At 71.1% G+C, this 14627-nt stretch carries 13 protein-coding genes; 6 read left to right on the top strand and 7 right to left on the bottom strand.

What is annotated here, in order from left to right:
• The first annotated feature begins 264 nt into the window (after window positions 1-264).
• The 4 genes from ACIBJC_RS12435 to ACIBJC_RS12450 all read left to right on the top strand — a co-directional run bounded on the left by ACIBJC_RS12435 (window position 265) and on the right by ACIBJC_RS12450 (window position 4540).
• Window positions 265-1590, top strand: a complete 1326-nt coding sequence (locus ACIBJC_RS12435) for a PhoH family protein (protein WP_399291088.1) — start codon at window positions 265-267, stop codon at window positions 1588-1590.
• Window positions 1591-1977: 387 nt separating this feature from the next.
• Complete coding sequence (locus ACIBJC_RS12440; protein WP_399291091.1) at window positions 1978-2703, top strand: transglycosylase SLT domain-containing protein; 726 nt, start codon at window positions 1978-1980, stop codon at window positions 2701-2703.
• 153 nt (window positions 2704-2856) lie between these two features.
• Window positions 2857-4329 (top strand): AI-2E family transporter, encoded by a 1473-nt coding sequence (locus tag ACIBJC_RS12445; RefSeq protein ID WP_399291094.1) that lies wholly within the window; start codon window positions 2857-2859, stop codon window positions 4327-4329.
• Window positions 4330-4414: 85 nt separating this feature from the next.
• On the top strand, window positions 4415-4540 hold the full coding sequence (locus ACIBJC_RS12450) for a hypothetical protein (RefSeq protein ID WP_399291097.1): 126 nt from the start codon (window positions 4415-4417) through the stop codon (window positions 4538-4540).
• 99 nt (window positions 4541-4639) lie between these two features.
• Here the strand turns inward: ACIBJC_RS12450 and ACIBJC_RS12455 are convergent, their stop codons facing one another.
• Both ACIBJC_RS12455 and ACIBJC_RS12460 read right to left on the bottom strand, forming a co-directional pair.
• Window positions 4640-5185: an alkyl hydroperoxide reductase gene (locus tag ACIBJC_RS12455; protein WP_399291100.1), complete on the bottom strand. Its 546-nt coding sequence runs from the start codon at window positions 5183-5185 to the stop codon at window positions 4640-4642.
• Between the two features lie 6 nt (window positions 5186-5191).
• Window positions 5192-5746 (bottom strand): peroxiredoxin, encoded by a 555-nt coding sequence (locus tag ACIBJC_RS12460; protein ID WP_329829033.1) that lies wholly within the window; start codon window positions 5744-5746, stop codon window positions 5192-5194.
• A 133-nt stretch (window positions 5747-5879) separates the two neighbouring features.
• Between ACIBJC_RS12460 and ACIBJC_RS12465 the strand changes: the two genes are divergently transcribed.
• Complete coding sequence (locus tag ACIBJC_RS12465) at window positions 5880-6917, top strand: LysR substrate-binding domain-containing protein (RefSeq protein WP_399291103.1); 1038 nt, start codon at window positions 5880-5882, stop codon at window positions 6915-6917.
• A 32-nt stretch (window positions 6918-6949) separates the two neighbouring features.
• Here ACIBJC_RS12465 and ACIBJC_RS12470 read toward each other — a convergent pair whose 3' ends face one another.
• The 5 genes from ACIBJC_RS12470 to ACIBJC_RS12490 all read right to left on the bottom strand — a co-directional run bounded on the left by ACIBJC_RS12470 (window position 6950) and on the right by ACIBJC_RS12490 (window position 11977).
• A complete protein-coding gene (locus tag ACIBJC_RS12470; RefSeq protein ID WP_399291106.1) occupies window positions 6950-9370 on the bottom strand; it encodes an FtsX-like permease family protein in 2421 nt (806 codons plus the stop codon).
• Window positions 9367-10083, bottom strand: a complete 717-nt coding sequence (locus tag ACIBJC_RS12475; RefSeq protein ID WP_399291109.1) for an ABC transporter ATP-binding protein — start codon at window positions 10081-10083, stop codon at window positions 9367-9369. The genes ACIBJC_RS12470 and ACIBJC_RS12475 overlap by 4 nt, the downstream gene beginning before the upstream one ends.
• Window positions 10080-10604, bottom strand: coding sequence for a PadR family transcriptional regulator (locus ACIBJC_RS12480; RefSeq protein ID WP_399291112.1), 525 nt, complete (start codon window positions 10602-10604; stop codon window positions 10080-10082). Before ACIBJC_RS12480 ends, ACIBJC_RS12475 begins: the two co-directional genes overlap by 4 nt.
• Window positions 10605-10730: 126 nt before the next feature.
• On the bottom strand, window positions 10731-11012 hold the full coding sequence (locus ACIBJC_RS12485) for a hypothetical protein (protein ID WP_399291115.1): 282 nt from the start codon (window positions 11010-11012) through the stop codon (window positions 10731-10733).
• On the bottom strand, window positions 11009-11977 hold the full coding sequence (locus ACIBJC_RS12490; protein WP_399291118.1) for an SPFH domain-containing protein: 969 nt from the start codon (window positions 11975-11977) through the stop codon (window positions 11009-11011). Before ACIBJC_RS12490 ends, ACIBJC_RS12485 begins: the two co-directional genes overlap by 4 nt.
• 271 nt (window positions 11978-12248) lie before the next feature.
• On the opposite strand from ACIBJC_RS12490, the gene ACIBJC_RS12495 reads away from it, so the two are divergent.
• Window positions 12249-14483, top strand: a complete 2235-nt coding sequence (locus ACIBJC_RS12495) for a transglycosylase domain-containing protein (protein ID WP_399291121.1) — start codon at window positions 12249-12251, stop codon at window positions 14481-14483.
• Window positions 14484-14627 lie beyond the last annotated feature (144 nt).

The following is a 14627-nucleotide window of genomic DNA, read 5'->3' on the forward strand; positions in this document are numbered from 1 at the left end:
CGTATGCCGTGGCATGGCGGCGCGTGTTCGAGGGAATACCTCCCCCAGGTCGATGTCCGAAAAGACAGGTCCGTGGACATCGCATCTCAGCGGACGGCATGGGGCCGTCCGCCCGGGAGGCCCTTTGCACCAGGACGACCGTGCGCCACGTCGTACGGGCGACATGGAGGGCCGGAGCTCGGCCCGCGCATGGGGCCCGAGCCCGGCCCACCCGCCCGCGACGCCGTCGCAACCCCGACCTCATCCGAGGGGGTACGTCCTTCCGTGGTGACCAGCACAAAGCGCCGCATGCCCGACAGGCGCACCTACGTTCTCGACACCAGCGTCCTGCTGGCCGATCCGAATGCCATGTCCCGCTTCGAGGAGCACGAAGTAGTGCTCCCCATCGTGGTGATCACGGAACTGGAGGCCAAGAGGCACCATCCGGAACTCGGCTACTTCGCCCGGCAGGCGCTGCGCCTGCTGGACGACTTCCGTATCCGGTTCGGCCGTCTCGACGCCCCCATTCCGCTGGGCGATCTGGGCGGCACGCTGCGCGTCGAGCTCAACCACTCAGATCCCGGCATCCTGCCCGCCGGCTTCCGATTGGGGGACAACGACTCACGGATCCTCGCGGTGGCGCGCAACCTCCAGGCCGAGGGGTACGACGTCACGGTCGTCTCCAAGGACCTGCCGCTGCGCATCAAGGCGTCGTCGGTCGGTCTCCTCGCCGAGGAGTACCGCGCCGAACTCGCCATCACCGACGCCTCCGGCTGGACGGGGATGAGCGAAGTCACGCTCGCCGCCGACCAGGTGGACCTGCTCTTCTCCGAGGAGAAGCTCTATGTGCCCGAGGTGAGCGATCTGCCGGTCCACACCGGCCTGGTGCTCCAGTCCGAGCGCGGCAAGGCGCTCGGCCGTATCACCTCCGACGGCAATGTCCGGCTCGTACGCGGCGACCGCGAGGCCTTCGGGCTGCACGGCCGCAGCGCCGAGCAGCGCATCGCCCTCGACCTCCTTCTCGACCCGGAGATCGGCATCGTCTCGATGGGCGGCCGGGCAGGCACCGGGAAGTCGGCGCTGGCCCTCTGCGCGGGCCTGGAGGCGGTGCTGGAGCGCAGACAGCATCAGAAGGTGATGGTCTTCCGGCCGTTGTACGCGGTCGGCGGCCAGGAGCTGGGCTATCTGCCCGGCTCCGAGGCCGAGAAGATGAGCCCCTGGGCGCAGGCGGTCTTCGACACGCTCTCCGCGGTCGCCGGCCGGGACGTGATCGAGGAGGTGCTGGGGCGCGGCATGCTGGAGGTGCTGCCGCTCACGCACATCCGCGGCCGTTCCCTGCACGACGCGTTCGTCATCGTCGACGAGGCCCAGTCCCTCGAACGGAACGTTCTGCTGACCGTTCTGTCCCGGATCGGGGCCAATTCCCGTGTGGTGCTCACCCATGACGTCGCGCAGCGCGACAATCTGCGGGTGGGCCGATACGACGGAATCGTCGCCGTCGTCGAGAAGCTGAAGGGCCATCCGCTCTTCGCGCATGTCACGCTCACCCGCTCCGAGCGCTCGCAGATCGCCGCGCTCGTGACCGAAATGCTGGAGGACGGCCAGATCTGACCTCGTATCACCACACTTGGCGCCGCCCGGAGAAGCCGTAGAGCTTATCCGGGCGGCGCTGTGCCGTGCCGGTATTTCCTTGAAACTGCCGGGGCAAACGGCATGTGAGCTTTCCCACGCAACGAAGAATTGCCTCCCGGCGTTACCTTCCGGCAGAGTCTTGCTTCCGTCAGGCCCCGCATGCGGCACACACGCACCATCAGGGTGCGGTACCACACAACTCCAAAGCTGCCGCCGCATGCCGCCCGCGCACCACGCGGCACTCCCCGCAAGGGGGTTGTCCACCGGGCCCGTGTCTCCCGTGACCCACGTTGTACGGAGACCAGTGCCAGGGGCACGATCGCGTCCGCGAGGTCACGTATGCGGGCGATGCTGGAAGGACACCGTGTGAGCCGGATCTCGGTCCGGGGATTTGCCGTGGCTTCTGCCACCGCGGTCACCACCGTCGGCGCTGTGGTGGGTGTTGCCTCGGGCGACCCCCAGACCTCGGGCGACAATTTTGAGGCGACCGCGGCGGACATGACGCTCCTCGCAGAAATCCCCGCGGGCCAGCAGGCCCAGGTGCAGACCGCTTCGCTGACGCAGCAGGCGGACGCCCAGGCCGCCGCCGCCGACACCACGGCTCGGAAGTCCGCCGAGGAATCGGCCCGTGTTCAGGCCGCGAAGGACGCCGAGGCGAAGAAGCAGGCCGCCGACGACAAGGTCGAGGCGGAGGAGAAGGCCGCCGCTGAGAAAAAGAAGAAGGAGGCGGAGGAGCGCGCGAGTCGCGACGAGACGCGTTCCACTTCCACTTCCGGCTCCTTCCCGCAGCAGGGCTCCTACACGGTTTCCGAGGTCCAGTCGATCGCCCGGTCGATCGTCCCCGCGGACCAGTTCCAGTGCTTCAGCAACATCGTGAACCACGAGTCGACCTGGAACTACAAGGCGCAGAACCCGTCCTCCGGCGCGTACGGTCTCGTCCAGGCGCTCCCGGGGTCCAAGATGTCCTCGGCGGGCGCCGACTGGCAGACCAACCCGGCCACCCAGATCAAATGGGGCCTCGGTTACATGAACGACCGGTACGACAGCCCCTGTGGCGCCTGGTCGTTCTGGCAGGCCAACAACTGGTACTAGACCCACCCCCGAGCCCTTCGCGGTGCTCGCGGCGCTCAACCCCGGGAAGCCCCCCGCCGTCCTACGGTGGGGGGCTTCTCCCCTGTACGGTTCTAGTCGAGCAGGCTCCGGGGAGTGGGCGTGGAGAGCAAGACGGGGGGAAGTGGAAGCTTCATGTCAAGACTGCCAGTGTGGCTCGGTCAGGTGGGTGCGGAGCTGACCCGTATGGGAGAGCGCCTCGACCAGCGCCAGGCCCAGGCCGACGCCGACGCCGACGAACGGGCCGCGACCGGAGACGTACGGGACAGCGCCCCGCCGCCCCCGGTGCAGGCGCCCGCCGCCCCCGCTCCCGACCGGGCCCCGGTACCCGCCGTGGTGGCCGCCCCCGAACCGGATCCCGCCACCGCCATCCCCTGGGGGATGCGCGTCGCGGGCGAGGCGGCCTGGCGGCTGCTGGTCCTCGGCGGGCTGCTCTGGGTGCTGATGCGCGTCATCAGCTCCCTGCAACTCGTCGTGATGGCCTTCGTCATCGCCCTGCTGATCACCGCGCTGCTCCAGCCGACCGTCGCCTGGCTCAGGGGGCGCGGAATGCCCCACGGGCTGGCCACCGCGCTCACCGCGATCTCCGGCTTCGTGCTGATGGGGCTGGTCGGCTGGTTCGTGGTGTGGCAGGTCATGGAGAACATCGACGATCTCTCCAACCGGGTCACGGACGGCATCAACGAGCTGAAGCGCTGGCTGCTCGACAGCCCGTTCCATGTGACCGAGGATCAGATCAACGGCATCGCGAAGACGCTGAGCGACGCCGTCGGCGCCAACACCGAGGCGATCACCTCCGCCGGTCTCCAGGGCGTGACCGTGATCGTCGAGTTGCTGACCGGCGTATTCCTCGCCATCTTCTCCACGCTCTTCCTGCTGTACGACGGCCGCAAGATCTGGCACTGGTCGCTCAAGCTCGTCCCCGCCCAGGCCCGCGAGGGCGTCGCCGGCGCCGGACCGCGCGCCTGGAACACCCTCACCGCGTATGTGCGCGGCACGGTCCTGGTGGCGCTGATCGACGCGATCTTCATCGGTCTGGGGCTCTACTTCCTCAACGTGCCGCTCGCCGTGCCGCTCGCGGTCATCATCTTCCTGGGCGCGTTCATCCCGCTGGTCGGCGCGGTCATCTCGGGCGCGCTCGCCGTGGTCGTCGCGCTGGTCACGCAGGACGTGTTCACCGCGCTGATGGTGCTGCTCGTCGTCCTGGGCGTGCAGCAGATCGAGGGCCATGTGCTCCAGCCCTTCATCCTGGGCCGGGCCGTACGGGTGCACGCCCTGGCCGTCGTCCTCGCGGTCGCCGTCGGCGGTCTGGTCGCGGGCATCGGCGGGGCCGTGGTGGCGGTACCGCTGGTGGCGGTCACCAACACGGTCGTCGGCTACCTCCGCGCGTACAGCCAGGAGCAGGAGCTGAGGAACACGCCTCCGCCGCACGGCGCGACGGCCCACACCATCGCGCCGACTCCGGCCCCGACCGCCGCTCCGGACCCGGCCCCGGCGTCGGCTTCGGAGGGGGCCCGGACCCCGGAGTCCTCCGACGCGCCGGCCCCGGCCGCCCCGCGTCCCTCGGCCACGCCCGCCGTGGCGGAGGCGGGGGACGGCCCCGGATGATCTCCGAGCCGGAGCCGGCGGGGGAGGACGGCGACGGCGCTGACGGGAAGGGGGCCGCGCGGGCCCTCGGCCCGAAATCTACGCGGTGAGCGACTCCGTGGCCGACCCCCGGACCGGTGAGATGCAGGAAGCGGAGCCGCTGGACCTCTCCGGCATCGAGCCCGATCTGGTCGAGGACATGAGGGCCCTGATGGCCGCGCTCAAGACGTGATGGCCGTACGGCCAGGAAGGGCCTGCCTGGGACACGCAATATCGCCCCGCCGGACCGTCACAGGTCCGGCGGGGCGATGTGCGTGTGCACCGTGCGCCGTTACGCGGTAACGGTCTCCGCGAGGACCGCCTCGGCGTCCAGCGTCGTACCGACAGCCTGGATCACCGCGGCGATCTTGAAGGCTTCCTGGACCGTCTCGCGGTCCACGCCCGCCTTACGGAGCACCTGCTCGTGCGAGTCGAGGCACTGGCCGCAGCCGTTGATGGCGGAGACGGCGAGCGACCACAGCTCGAAGTCGTCCTTCTCCACGCCCGGCTTGCCGATGACGTTCATCCGCAGGCCGGCGCGGAGCGTCCCGTACTCCGGGTCCGACAGCAGGTGCCGGGTCCGGTAGAAGACGTTGTTCATCGCCATGATCGCGGCGGCCGACTTGGCGGCGGTGTACGCCTCGGGGCTCAGGTTCTCCCTGGCCTCCGGCTCCAGTTCGCGGAGCACGCGTGGGGAGCGCGAGGCGATCGCGCAGGCCAGCACCGTGCCCCAGAGCCGCTGCTGCGGCAGCTCGCTGTTGCCGATGACCGAACCGAGGTTCAGCTTCAGGTCCTTGGCGTACTCCGGCAGCGCCGACTTCAGCTCATCGAGTGACATCCGCGATCACTCGCCCGACAGGAGCTTGACGGGGTCGAGCGTGGTCTCGCCCTTGGTCCAGTTGCACGGGCACAGCTCGTCGGTCTGGAGCGCGTCCAGGACCCGCAGGACCTCCTTGGGGTTACGGCCCACGGAACCGGCGGTCACCATCGTGAACTGGATCTCGTTGTTGGGGTCCACGATGAAGACGGCGCGCTGCGCGAAGCCGTCCTCGCCCTCGATGCCCAGGTCGCGCATGAGCTCGTGCTTGGAGTCCGCGAGCATCGGGAAGGGCAGGTCGGTCAGGTCCGGGTGGTCCTTGCGCCAGGCGTGGTGCACGAACTCGGAGTCGCCGGAGAAGCCGAGGATCTGGGCGTCGCGGTCGGCGAACTCGTCGTTCAGCCGGCCGAAGGCCGCGATCTCCGTCGGGCACACGAAGGTGAAGTCCTTGGGCCACGCGAAGACGACGCGCCACTTGCCTTCGTACGTCTTGTTGTCGATCGTCGCGAACTCCTTGCCGCTCTCCAGCGAGACGCAGGCGGTCAGTTCGAACGAGGGGAACTTGTCACCAACAGTGAGCACGCGCTCTCCTTGCAAGGGAGGAAAGTACCTTTTGAGGCTTTCCGGGGGGTTGGGCTTATCACTGATGGTGGCACATTCGGTATTGATCACAGAAATAGCTAGACTCGGTCGCCGTGATCGGAGGTACCTATCAGTGGCCGTCGTACCAACTCCCCAGCGGGGGAAACAGCCCAGCCTGTCCCAGTTGCGCGCCTTCGCGGCCGTCGCCGAGCATCTCCACTTCCGTGACGCCGCGGCGGCCATCGGGATGAGCCAGCCCGCGCTCTCCGGCGCGCTCTCGGCGCTGGAGGACGTCCTCGGCGTCCAACTCGTGGAGCGTACGACCCGTAAGGTACTGCTCTCCCCGGCGGGCGAACGGCTCGCGGACCGCGCCGCCGCCGTACTGCGCGAGGTGGGCGCGCTGCTGGACGAGGCCGAGGCCGTACGGGCCCCCTTCACCGGGATACTGCGGCTCGGGGTAATCCCCACCGTGGCGCCCTACCTGCTGCCGACGGTGCTGCGGCTGGTGCACGGGAGCTATCCGGAACTGGATCTCCAGGTGCACGAGGAACAGACCGCCTCCCTGCTCGACGGACTGACCACGGGCCGGCTGGACCTGCTGCTGCTCGCTGTACCGCTCGGCCAGCCCACCGTCACCGAACTGCCGCTCTTCGACGAGGACTTCGTCCTGGTCACCCCGGACGGCCACCCCCTGGCCGGCCGCCACGACCTGCCCCGCCAGGCGCTGCGCGAGCTGCCGCTGCTGCTCCTGGACGAGGGCCACTGCCTGCGCGACCAGGCCCTGGACATCTGCCGCGAGGCGGGCCGCACGGACGGCATCCCGGCGACGACCACCGCGGCGGGCCTCTCCACCCTGGTCCAACTCGTCGCGGGTGGCCTGGGGGTGACGCTGCTGCCCCGTACGGCCGTACAGGTCGAGACCGGCCGCGGCGGCCAGCTGGCCACGGCCAGCTTCGAGGCCCCGGCCCCCTCCCGCCGTATCGCCCTGGCCATGCGCGCGGGCGCGGCCCGCGGCGAGGAGTTCGCGGCGTTCGCGGACGCGCTCCGGGCGGCGCTGCGGGACCTTCCCGTACGGGTGGCCGCGCCCCGGCCCGTACGGGACCCAGTACGGGACCCAGTACGGGACCCAGTACGGGACCACGTACCGGGGCAGCGGCGGGGGCCCGGCTGAGAGGGCCCCGCTGAGGAGGCGCCACCAGGGCGTCACTCCACGTGCAGGCCCTCCGGCCGCACCATGCGCCACAGCACGGGCAGCGTGGCCACCGTCACCAGGAGGATCGCGACCGCGCCCGCGCCGGCCAGGGGCAGACCGGCCCACCAGCCCGTATACGGCTTGCCCATCATGTCCAGCATGACGACGCCCAGGACCAGCCCGCCGGCCGTCGCCAGGGCCGTGCCGATCACCACCGGTACGGCGGTCTGCCAGAGCACCGACCAGGCGAGGGTGGAGCGGCGGGTGCCGAAGGCGGTCAGTGCCGACAGGAGGCTTCTGCGCTCCCGCAGTTGCTCGATCTGCGCGACCAGCATGCTCAGGGCGATCACCGCCATCGTGGCCGTACCGGCGACCAGCAGGGCCGTCCGCGCGCTGGCGTACGCCTTGTCCCGCTCCACCACCTGGGCGCTCGCCACCCGCAGGGACGGCTCCACCTGGGCGACGGCGTTCCGTACCCGCTCCTCGGCGGCGGGGCTCCGGTCGGCCATCCGGAGTACGGCGCGGGTCCGTGAGCCGGTCAGCAGGCGCGGGTCGACCGCGGCCGGGGTGGCGAGGATGCCCGTCTCCCGTGTGCCGTGGAGTCCCGGGAGCGCCTGGACGGTACGGGCCGACGCGGGCAGGGTCCACAGCAGCGGCTTCGAACCGTCCTCCGCGGAGCCGGAGCCGGTGTCGAGGTCGACCGGCCTGCCGGGGCGGGCCGTCTCGTCGGCCCAGTCGTTCTGCTCCCCGTTCCCGGGGATGTGGGCGACGAAGGTGTCCCCGTCGCGGCAGGACGGCAGCGCCGCGAGCCTGCGCAGGGTGGCGCAGGGGGCGACCGTCAGGGAGCTGGTGGGCTGGATCGCGCCCCGCGCCACGGGGCCCGGCCTGACCACGTACTCCTCGGTGACGGCGAGGACCGTCCCGACCTCCGGCAGAGCCTCCAGACGGTCGGTCAGGCGGGCCGCCAGCGCCGGATCGCCGTACGGGGCTTCGACGTCCAGGTTCGCGCGGGCCGCGTTCTCGCGGGTGGTGCCGCGGAAGTCCTGATGGACGCCCGCGAACAGCATCTGGAGGGCGACGGCGCCCGCGACCGCCACGGTGATCCCGCTCACCGCGCGCGTCGCCGCGCCGCTGTTGAGCTGGAGCCGGCGCACGGCGAGCTGCCAGGACACGGGGCCACCGCGCAGCCGGGCCACCACGGCGTCGACCAGCCAGGGCAGCAGCGCGGTCAGCCCGACGAGCAGCAGGACCGCGCCGGTCGCGATCGGATACGGGGCCATGTACGGGACGGCGTCCCCCGGGAGGCGCCCGCCGTCCCCGGTTCGGCCCGTCCGGATCAGGACGAGGACGGCGAGGCCCGCGGCCGGGAAGAGCAGCCGCCACCAGAGCCGACGGGCACGGGGTCCGGTGTCCCGTACGACGTCCAGCGGCTCGATGGTGACCGCGCGCAGCGCGACGAGCGTCACGGCGACCGCCAGCGCCGGTACGGCCACCACGATCAGCGCGGCGACCCCGGGGAGGGGCACGAGGTCGGCGGGGAACGCGCTGAGGTTCCACACCTGGATCCCGCCGGCGAACGGCCGTACCGCGAGGAAGAGCGCGACCCCGGTCAGCAGCCCGAGGACCGCGCCGAACAGGGCCTCCCCGGCGGCGATCCGCCGGGTCGTCCTGATGTCGGCGCCCACCAGCCGCAGCGCGGCGAGCCTGCGGTCCCTGCGCTCGCCGCCGAAGCGTACGGCGGTGGCCATGAAGACGGTCACCGGCACCAGCAGCACGACACAGATGAGGGTGATCAGCGCCACCAGCACCCCGTCCGGGGTGACGGGGGCGGAGGCGAAGCCGTAACCGGCCGTCCTGGTGCCGCCCTTGGCCGGGGTGAGGGTGTCGCTGCCCGCGTAGAAGGCGAGTTCGGACGGGTCGCTCAGGCCGTGGTCACCGATCGTGCCGGCGATCCGGTGGCCGAGGCGATCCTTCAGCCGCGCGCCGCCGGGCGAGCCGAGCAGCTCCCGCAGGGCGGGGGAGACCACCATCTCGCCGGGGCGCGGCAGTTCGGCGACGCCGGGCGGTACCGGCGGGTGGGCGCCGTCGGGGCGGAGCAGTGTGCCGCGGACGGTGTCGCCGCGGTACTCGGTGGAGACGTCGAGGTGGAGGAGCGTCGTGTCCGCGCGCGGGACCGGGGAGCGGGCCGTCGCATCGGCGGTGGTGCGCGCGTCCGAGCGCTCGGCCCGTGCGTCGATCACGTGCGGCACGGACGCGGCGAAGAAGAGCAGGGCGACCCCGAGGCCGACCCCCAGAGCGGTCAGAGCCGTACGGGTCCAGCCCTCGCGCCCGCCCACCGCGGCGAACCGTACGCCCAGCGCCAGATCGCGCGCCCAGAGGGTGAGGCGGCCCGGGGGAGCGGGCGGGGCCGCCGGTGGGTGCCGGACCGTCATGCGGCGTGGCCCGCCCCGTGCGCGAGGGCGCACTCCGGGTCGTGCGCCCTGCCGTCGCGTACGACGACCTCGCGGTCCGAGTACGCGGCCACCCGCGCCTCGTGCGTCACCAGGACGACGGCCGCGCCGGTGGACCTGGCCGCCTCGCTCAGCAGCTCCATCACCCGCTCGCCGTTGAGGGAGTCCAGGGCTCCGGTCGGCTCGTCCGCGAAGATCAGGTGCGGCGAGGTGACCAGGGAGCGGGCGACCGCGACGCGCTGGCCCTGCCCGCCGGAGGCCTCACCGGGCCGCTTGGCCGCCACGTCGGCGACCTCCAGCCGCTCCATCCACTCCAGCGCGGCGCGTTCCGCGGCCTTGCGCCGGGCCCCGGCCAGACGCAGCGGCAGCGCCACGTTCTCCACGCAGGTCAGCTCCGGTACGAGCCGGCCGAACTGGAACACGAAGCCGAACTCGGTACGGCGCAGGGCGGAGCGCTCGGCGTCCGTCATGCCGGTCAGGTCGCGGCCCCGGTAGGTGACCGTGCCCGCGTCGGGCAGGACGATCCCGGCGAGGCAGTGCAGCAGGGTCGACTTGCCGGAGCCCGACGGGCCCATGACGGCGACGACCTCGCCGGGGTGGATGGAGAACGCCGCGCCGTCGAGGGCGCGGGTCGATCCGTACGCCTTGCTCAGCTCGCGGGCGACGAGCAGGGAGCCCTCGGGGGCGGCCGTCACGGCCTGACCTCCGTGGCGAGCCGGTCCAGCCGCGCCGCCACTAGTTCGAGCCAGCGCAGATCGGCTTCGAGATGGAAGAGCGCGTGGTCGCAGATGAGCTGGTCGGCGAAGTCGCCGTCGCGCTTGCGGGCGGTCAGGCCGCGCATCATCCGCAGGTGTTCGGCGCGCTGGGTGTCGAGCAGGCTCTGGGCGCTGCGGCCGGTGAGCAGCGCGATGACGACCTTCGTGTAGAGGGTCGACTGGAGGTACGACTGCGGGCTCTCCGGCTGGGCCAGCCACTGGGCGACATCGGTGACCCCGGCGTCGGTGATCGCGTACCGCTTGCGCTCGGGGCCGCCGCCGCTCTCGACGCCGTCGACGGCGACGAGCCCGTTCTTCAGCAGCCGGGACATGGTCGAGTAGACCTGCCCGTAGTGGAGGGGACGGTCCTGGCCGAACTGGTCGTCGAAGGCCCGCTTGAGGTCGTAGCCGTGGCGCGGCCCCGATTCCAGGAGCCCGAGGAGGGTGTGGCCGATTGACATGGAGCGCACTCTACATCGCGTGTATAGAGGAGTTTCCGGGGTCCGGAGGCTCCCGTTACGGGGCTGCCGGTGCGGGGCTGCCGGTGCGGGGCGGGGCTCCCCGAATCCCAGGGAGCCCCGCGCCGCCTAATCGGTCTCCGGCGGCTCCTGCCGGGATTTGGGCGGTCGGCCCCGGCGCGGGATCGGGGCCGCGTTGCCCGGGAGCCGGCCCGCCTCGCCCAGGGCGCGGCGGAGCAGGAACTCGATCTGCGCGTTGGCGCTGCGCAGCTCGTCGGAGGCCCAGCGCGCCAGCGCGTCGTACACCGTCGGGTCCAGCCGCAGCAGCACCTGCTTGCGCTCCGGCCTGCTGCTCGGGCCCGGCTTGCGGGCCTGCTCGGATCCGCGCTCGGGGCGCTCGGGTTCGGTCACTGGTAGAGCGTGCCCGTGTTCACGACCGGCTGCGCCGCGCGGTCCCCGCAGAGCACGACCAGCAGGTTGCTCACCATGGCCGCCTTGCGCTCCGAGTCCAGCTCGACGATGTCCTGTTCGGTGAGCCGGGTCAGGGCCGCCTCGACCATGCCGACCGCGCCGTCCACGATCAGCCGGCGGGCCGCGACGACGGCGCCCGCCTGCTGGCGCTGGAGCATCGCCGAGGCGATCTCGGGCGCGTACGCGAGGTGCGTGAAGCGGGACTCGATGATCTGGACGCCGGCCGCCTCGACCCGGGCGTGCAGTTCGACGGCGAGCTTCTCGGTGATCTCCTCGGCGTTGCCGCGCAGCGAGAGCCCGGTCTCCTCGTGGGCGTCGTACGGGTACTCGATGGCGATGTGCCGTACGGCCGCCTCGGTCTGCGTGGAGACGAACTCCAGGAAGTTGTCCACCTCGAAGGTCGCCCGCGCGGTGTCCTCGACCTTCCAGACCACGACCGCCGCCAGCTCGATCGGGTTGCCGTAGGCGTCGTTGACCTTGAGGACGGCCGTCTCGTGGTTCCGTACCCGCGTCGAGATCTCGGTGCGCGAGGTCAGCGGGTTCACCCAGCGCAGTCCGTCCGTACGGATCGTGCCGCGGTACCGGCCGAAGAGCTGGACGACCCGGGCCTCGCCCGGCGCGACCATGTTCAGCCCGCCCATCGCGAAGAGCGCGCCGACCGCGACCAGGACGCCGGCGATGATCAATATCGCCTTCGCCCCGCCCGAGCCGGCCGCGGCGCCCGCGACGACCAGGACCGTGCCGACGACGACGCCGAGCAGTCCGAGGAGGAGCGCGAGCCCGCCGCCGATGCTGTGCGCCGCGAATTCTCTGACCTGTGGGTCGGGAATCTTCGGAGCGCCGTCGACGGTGCCCGCGGTGTCCCGCCCGCCGGGTGTGCCGGTACTTGTGCTGGTGGAGGCCATATTCGTTCCCCGTTTCCGATCTGCCCCGCCGAGAGGCGGTGGCTAGCATTGTGATTACACATTATCTCTTCCGGCAACCCTTTGGCACCCTGAGGAGTCGGTTCCATTGGGGTAGGTGCTGATTGTCACGCCCCAAAAGACCGGATCGGTTGGCCTTTGTCACAGGCGCCGGTGTTAGCTTTCTGAGCTGATTCCGGCGGGGGAGAGCCGCGAACGAGCTCGAACGGACGACCCGACGGGTGACCTGACACGAGAGCGGAGCGACACGGCGATGGGCCGAGCGGACGAGAGAAGAGCCCGGCAGCAGGACGCGCGCCGGACGGGCCGGAAGGGCGGCATACGCCGGTTCTTCACCCTGCGGAAACTCCTCGGAACCTTCTTCGTCCTCTGCCTGCTCGGCATGGGTGGGCTGTTCGTGCTCTACCTGGTGGTCCCCGTGCCGAGCGCCAACGCGCAGGCCGAGATGCAGAGCAACGTCTACAAGTACAGCGACGGCACGATCCTCGCCCGTACCGGACAGGTCAACCGCGAGATCGTCGGCCTGGAGAAGATCCCCAAGCAGGTCCAGCACACCTTCGTCGCCGCCGAGAACAAGTCCTTCTACAAGGACAACGGCATCGACCTGAAGGGCACGGCCCGCGGCGTCATCAACACCCTGTCCGGCAAGGGCAGGCAGGGCGGCTCGACCATCACCCAGCAGTACGTCAAGAACTACTACCTGAACCAGGACCAGACGGTCACCCGCAAGCTCAAGGAGCTGGTGATCTCCCTGAAGGTGGACCGGCAGAAGAAGAAGGGCGAGATCCTCGCCGGCTACATCAACACGAGCTACTACGGGCGGGGCGCGTACGGCATCCAGGCCGCGGCCCAGGCGTACTACGGCGTCGACGCGTCGAAGCTGAACGTCGCGCAGGGCGCGTACCTCGCCTCGCTGCTCCAGGCCCCCAACCAGTACAACTGGTCCGAGGCCACCGCCAACGGCAAGAAGCTCGTCACCGAGCGGTGGAACTACGTGCTCGACAACATGGTCGGACAGCACTGGCTGGACGCCTCCGAGCGCTCCGGGCTGAAGTTCCCCGTACCGCGGGAGCCCAAGGCGGCCCCGGGCATGGAGGGCCAGACCGGCTACCTCGTCGAGGCGGCGCAGGACGAACTGGCGCGTCAGGGCGTCGACAAGGCGGACATCGCCCGCGGCGGCTGGACCATCACCCTCAACATCGACAAGAAGCGGCAGCAGTCCCTGGTCAAGGCGGTCGACAGGGAGCTGGAGTCCAAGATCGACCGTAAGAAGAACACCACGGACGCGACGGTCCAGGCCGGCGCGACCTCCGTCGACCCGAAGACCGGGCGCGTGGTGGCCCTCTACGGCGGAACGGGCGCCACCGAACACTGGATATCCAACGCCACCCGCTCCGACTACCAGCCGGCCTCGACGTTCAAGCCCCTCGTGCTCACCTCCGCCCTGGAGAACGGCGCGGAGACCCAGGACGGCCGGAGGATCGACACCGGCACCATCTACGACGGCACCAGCAAGCGGCCGGTCGTGGGCAGCGACACCCCGTTCGCCCCCGAGAACGAGGACGACGAGGACTACGGGGACGTCAGCGTCCAGACCGCGATGAACCAGTCCATCAACTCCGTCTTCGCGCAGATGGTCGTGGACGTCGAACCCGCCGCCGTCAAGAAGACCGCCCTGGCGATGGGCATGCGGGACAAGGGCTTCCCGGAGCGGCCCGCGATCACCCTCGGCACGATGAACGCCTCCACCTGGGACATGGCCGGGGTGTACGCGACGCTCGACAACCACGGCAAGAAGATCACGCCGTCGATCGTGAAGTCCGCCGACCACAAGGACCGTACGGTCGAACTCGCCGACCCGGTCGGCACCCAGGTCGTCGCCCGCGAGACCGCCGACACCGTCACCCATGTCCTCCAGGGCGTGGTCGACAACGGCTCGGGACGCGCGGCCGACACCACCGACTACGACGCGGCGGGCAAGACCGGCACCTCCGAGAACAACAAGTCCGCGTGGTTCGCCGGATACACGCCCCAGCTCACCACGGTCGTCGCCCTGTTCGGCGAGTCCCCCAAGGAGGGCGGCGGCCAGGTCACCCTGACCGGCACCGCCAACTCAGGCCGGGCCAACGGCGGTGGCTTCCCCGCCAGGATCTGGGCGGACTACACGCGCGGCGCGCTGGGCGGCGGCTCCGACGCCCAGTTCGACCTGGACGTCACGCAGCCCGTCAAGCCGACCCCGACCGTCGAGCCGTCCACCCCGACGCCGACCCCCACTCCGACCCCGACGCCCTCGGAGTCCGAGACCACCTCGCCGGAGCCCGAGCCGTCCGACACGACGACCGGGCCCGAGAGCCCGGAACCGTCGATCACGCTGCCCACGGCCCCCGAGCCCAGCGACGACGTGACCCCGACCGACGGGGGCGGGGAGAGCGACGGCTTCCCCGGCGACGGCCCGACCAACTCCAGACGGCCGCTGTTCGGCCAGTAGGAGCGGGTGAACGGAAGTGGGGGGGGGGCCCCCCCCGGGGGGGCCCCCCCCCCCGCCCCCCCCCGGCGCCCCCCCCCGGGGGGGGGGGGGGGGGGGGGGCGCCGCGGGGGGGGGATTTTGGGACCCACGAGATGTGGGCCGGCC

The sequence above is a fragment of the Streptomyces sp. NPDC050509 genome, from assembly GCF_044457965.1.
In the GTDB taxonomy this organism is placed as follows: domain Bacteria; phylum Actinomycetota; class Actinomycetes; order Streptomycetales; family Streptomycetaceae; genus Streptomyces.

Coding starts and splice junctions, on each gene's coding strand:
- ACIBJC_RS12445 (WP_399291094.1), top strand. CDS start 2,857: ATGTCAAGACTGCCAGTGTGGCTCGGTCAGGTGGGTGCGGAGCTGACC.
- ACIBJC_RS12470 (WP_399291106.1), bottom strand. CDS start 9,370: ATGACGGTCCGGCACCCACCGGCGGCCCCGCCCGCTCCCCCGGGCCGC.
- ACIBJC_RS12495 (WP_399291121.1), top strand. CDS start 12,249: ATGGGCCGAGCGGACGAGAGAAGAGCCCGGCAGCAGGACGCGCGCCGG.
- ACIBJC_RS12455 (WP_399291100.1), bottom strand. CDS start 5,185: ATGTCACTCGATGAGCTGAAGTCGGCGCTGCCGGAGTACGCCAAGGAC.
- ACIBJC_RS12480 (WP_399291112.1), bottom strand. CDS start 10,604: ATGTCAATCGGCCACACCCTCCTCGGGCTCCTGGAATCGGGGCCGCGC.
- ACIBJC_RS12490 (WP_399291118.1), bottom strand. CDS start 11,977: ATGGCCTCCACCAGCACAAGTACCGGCACACCCGGCGGGCGGGACACC.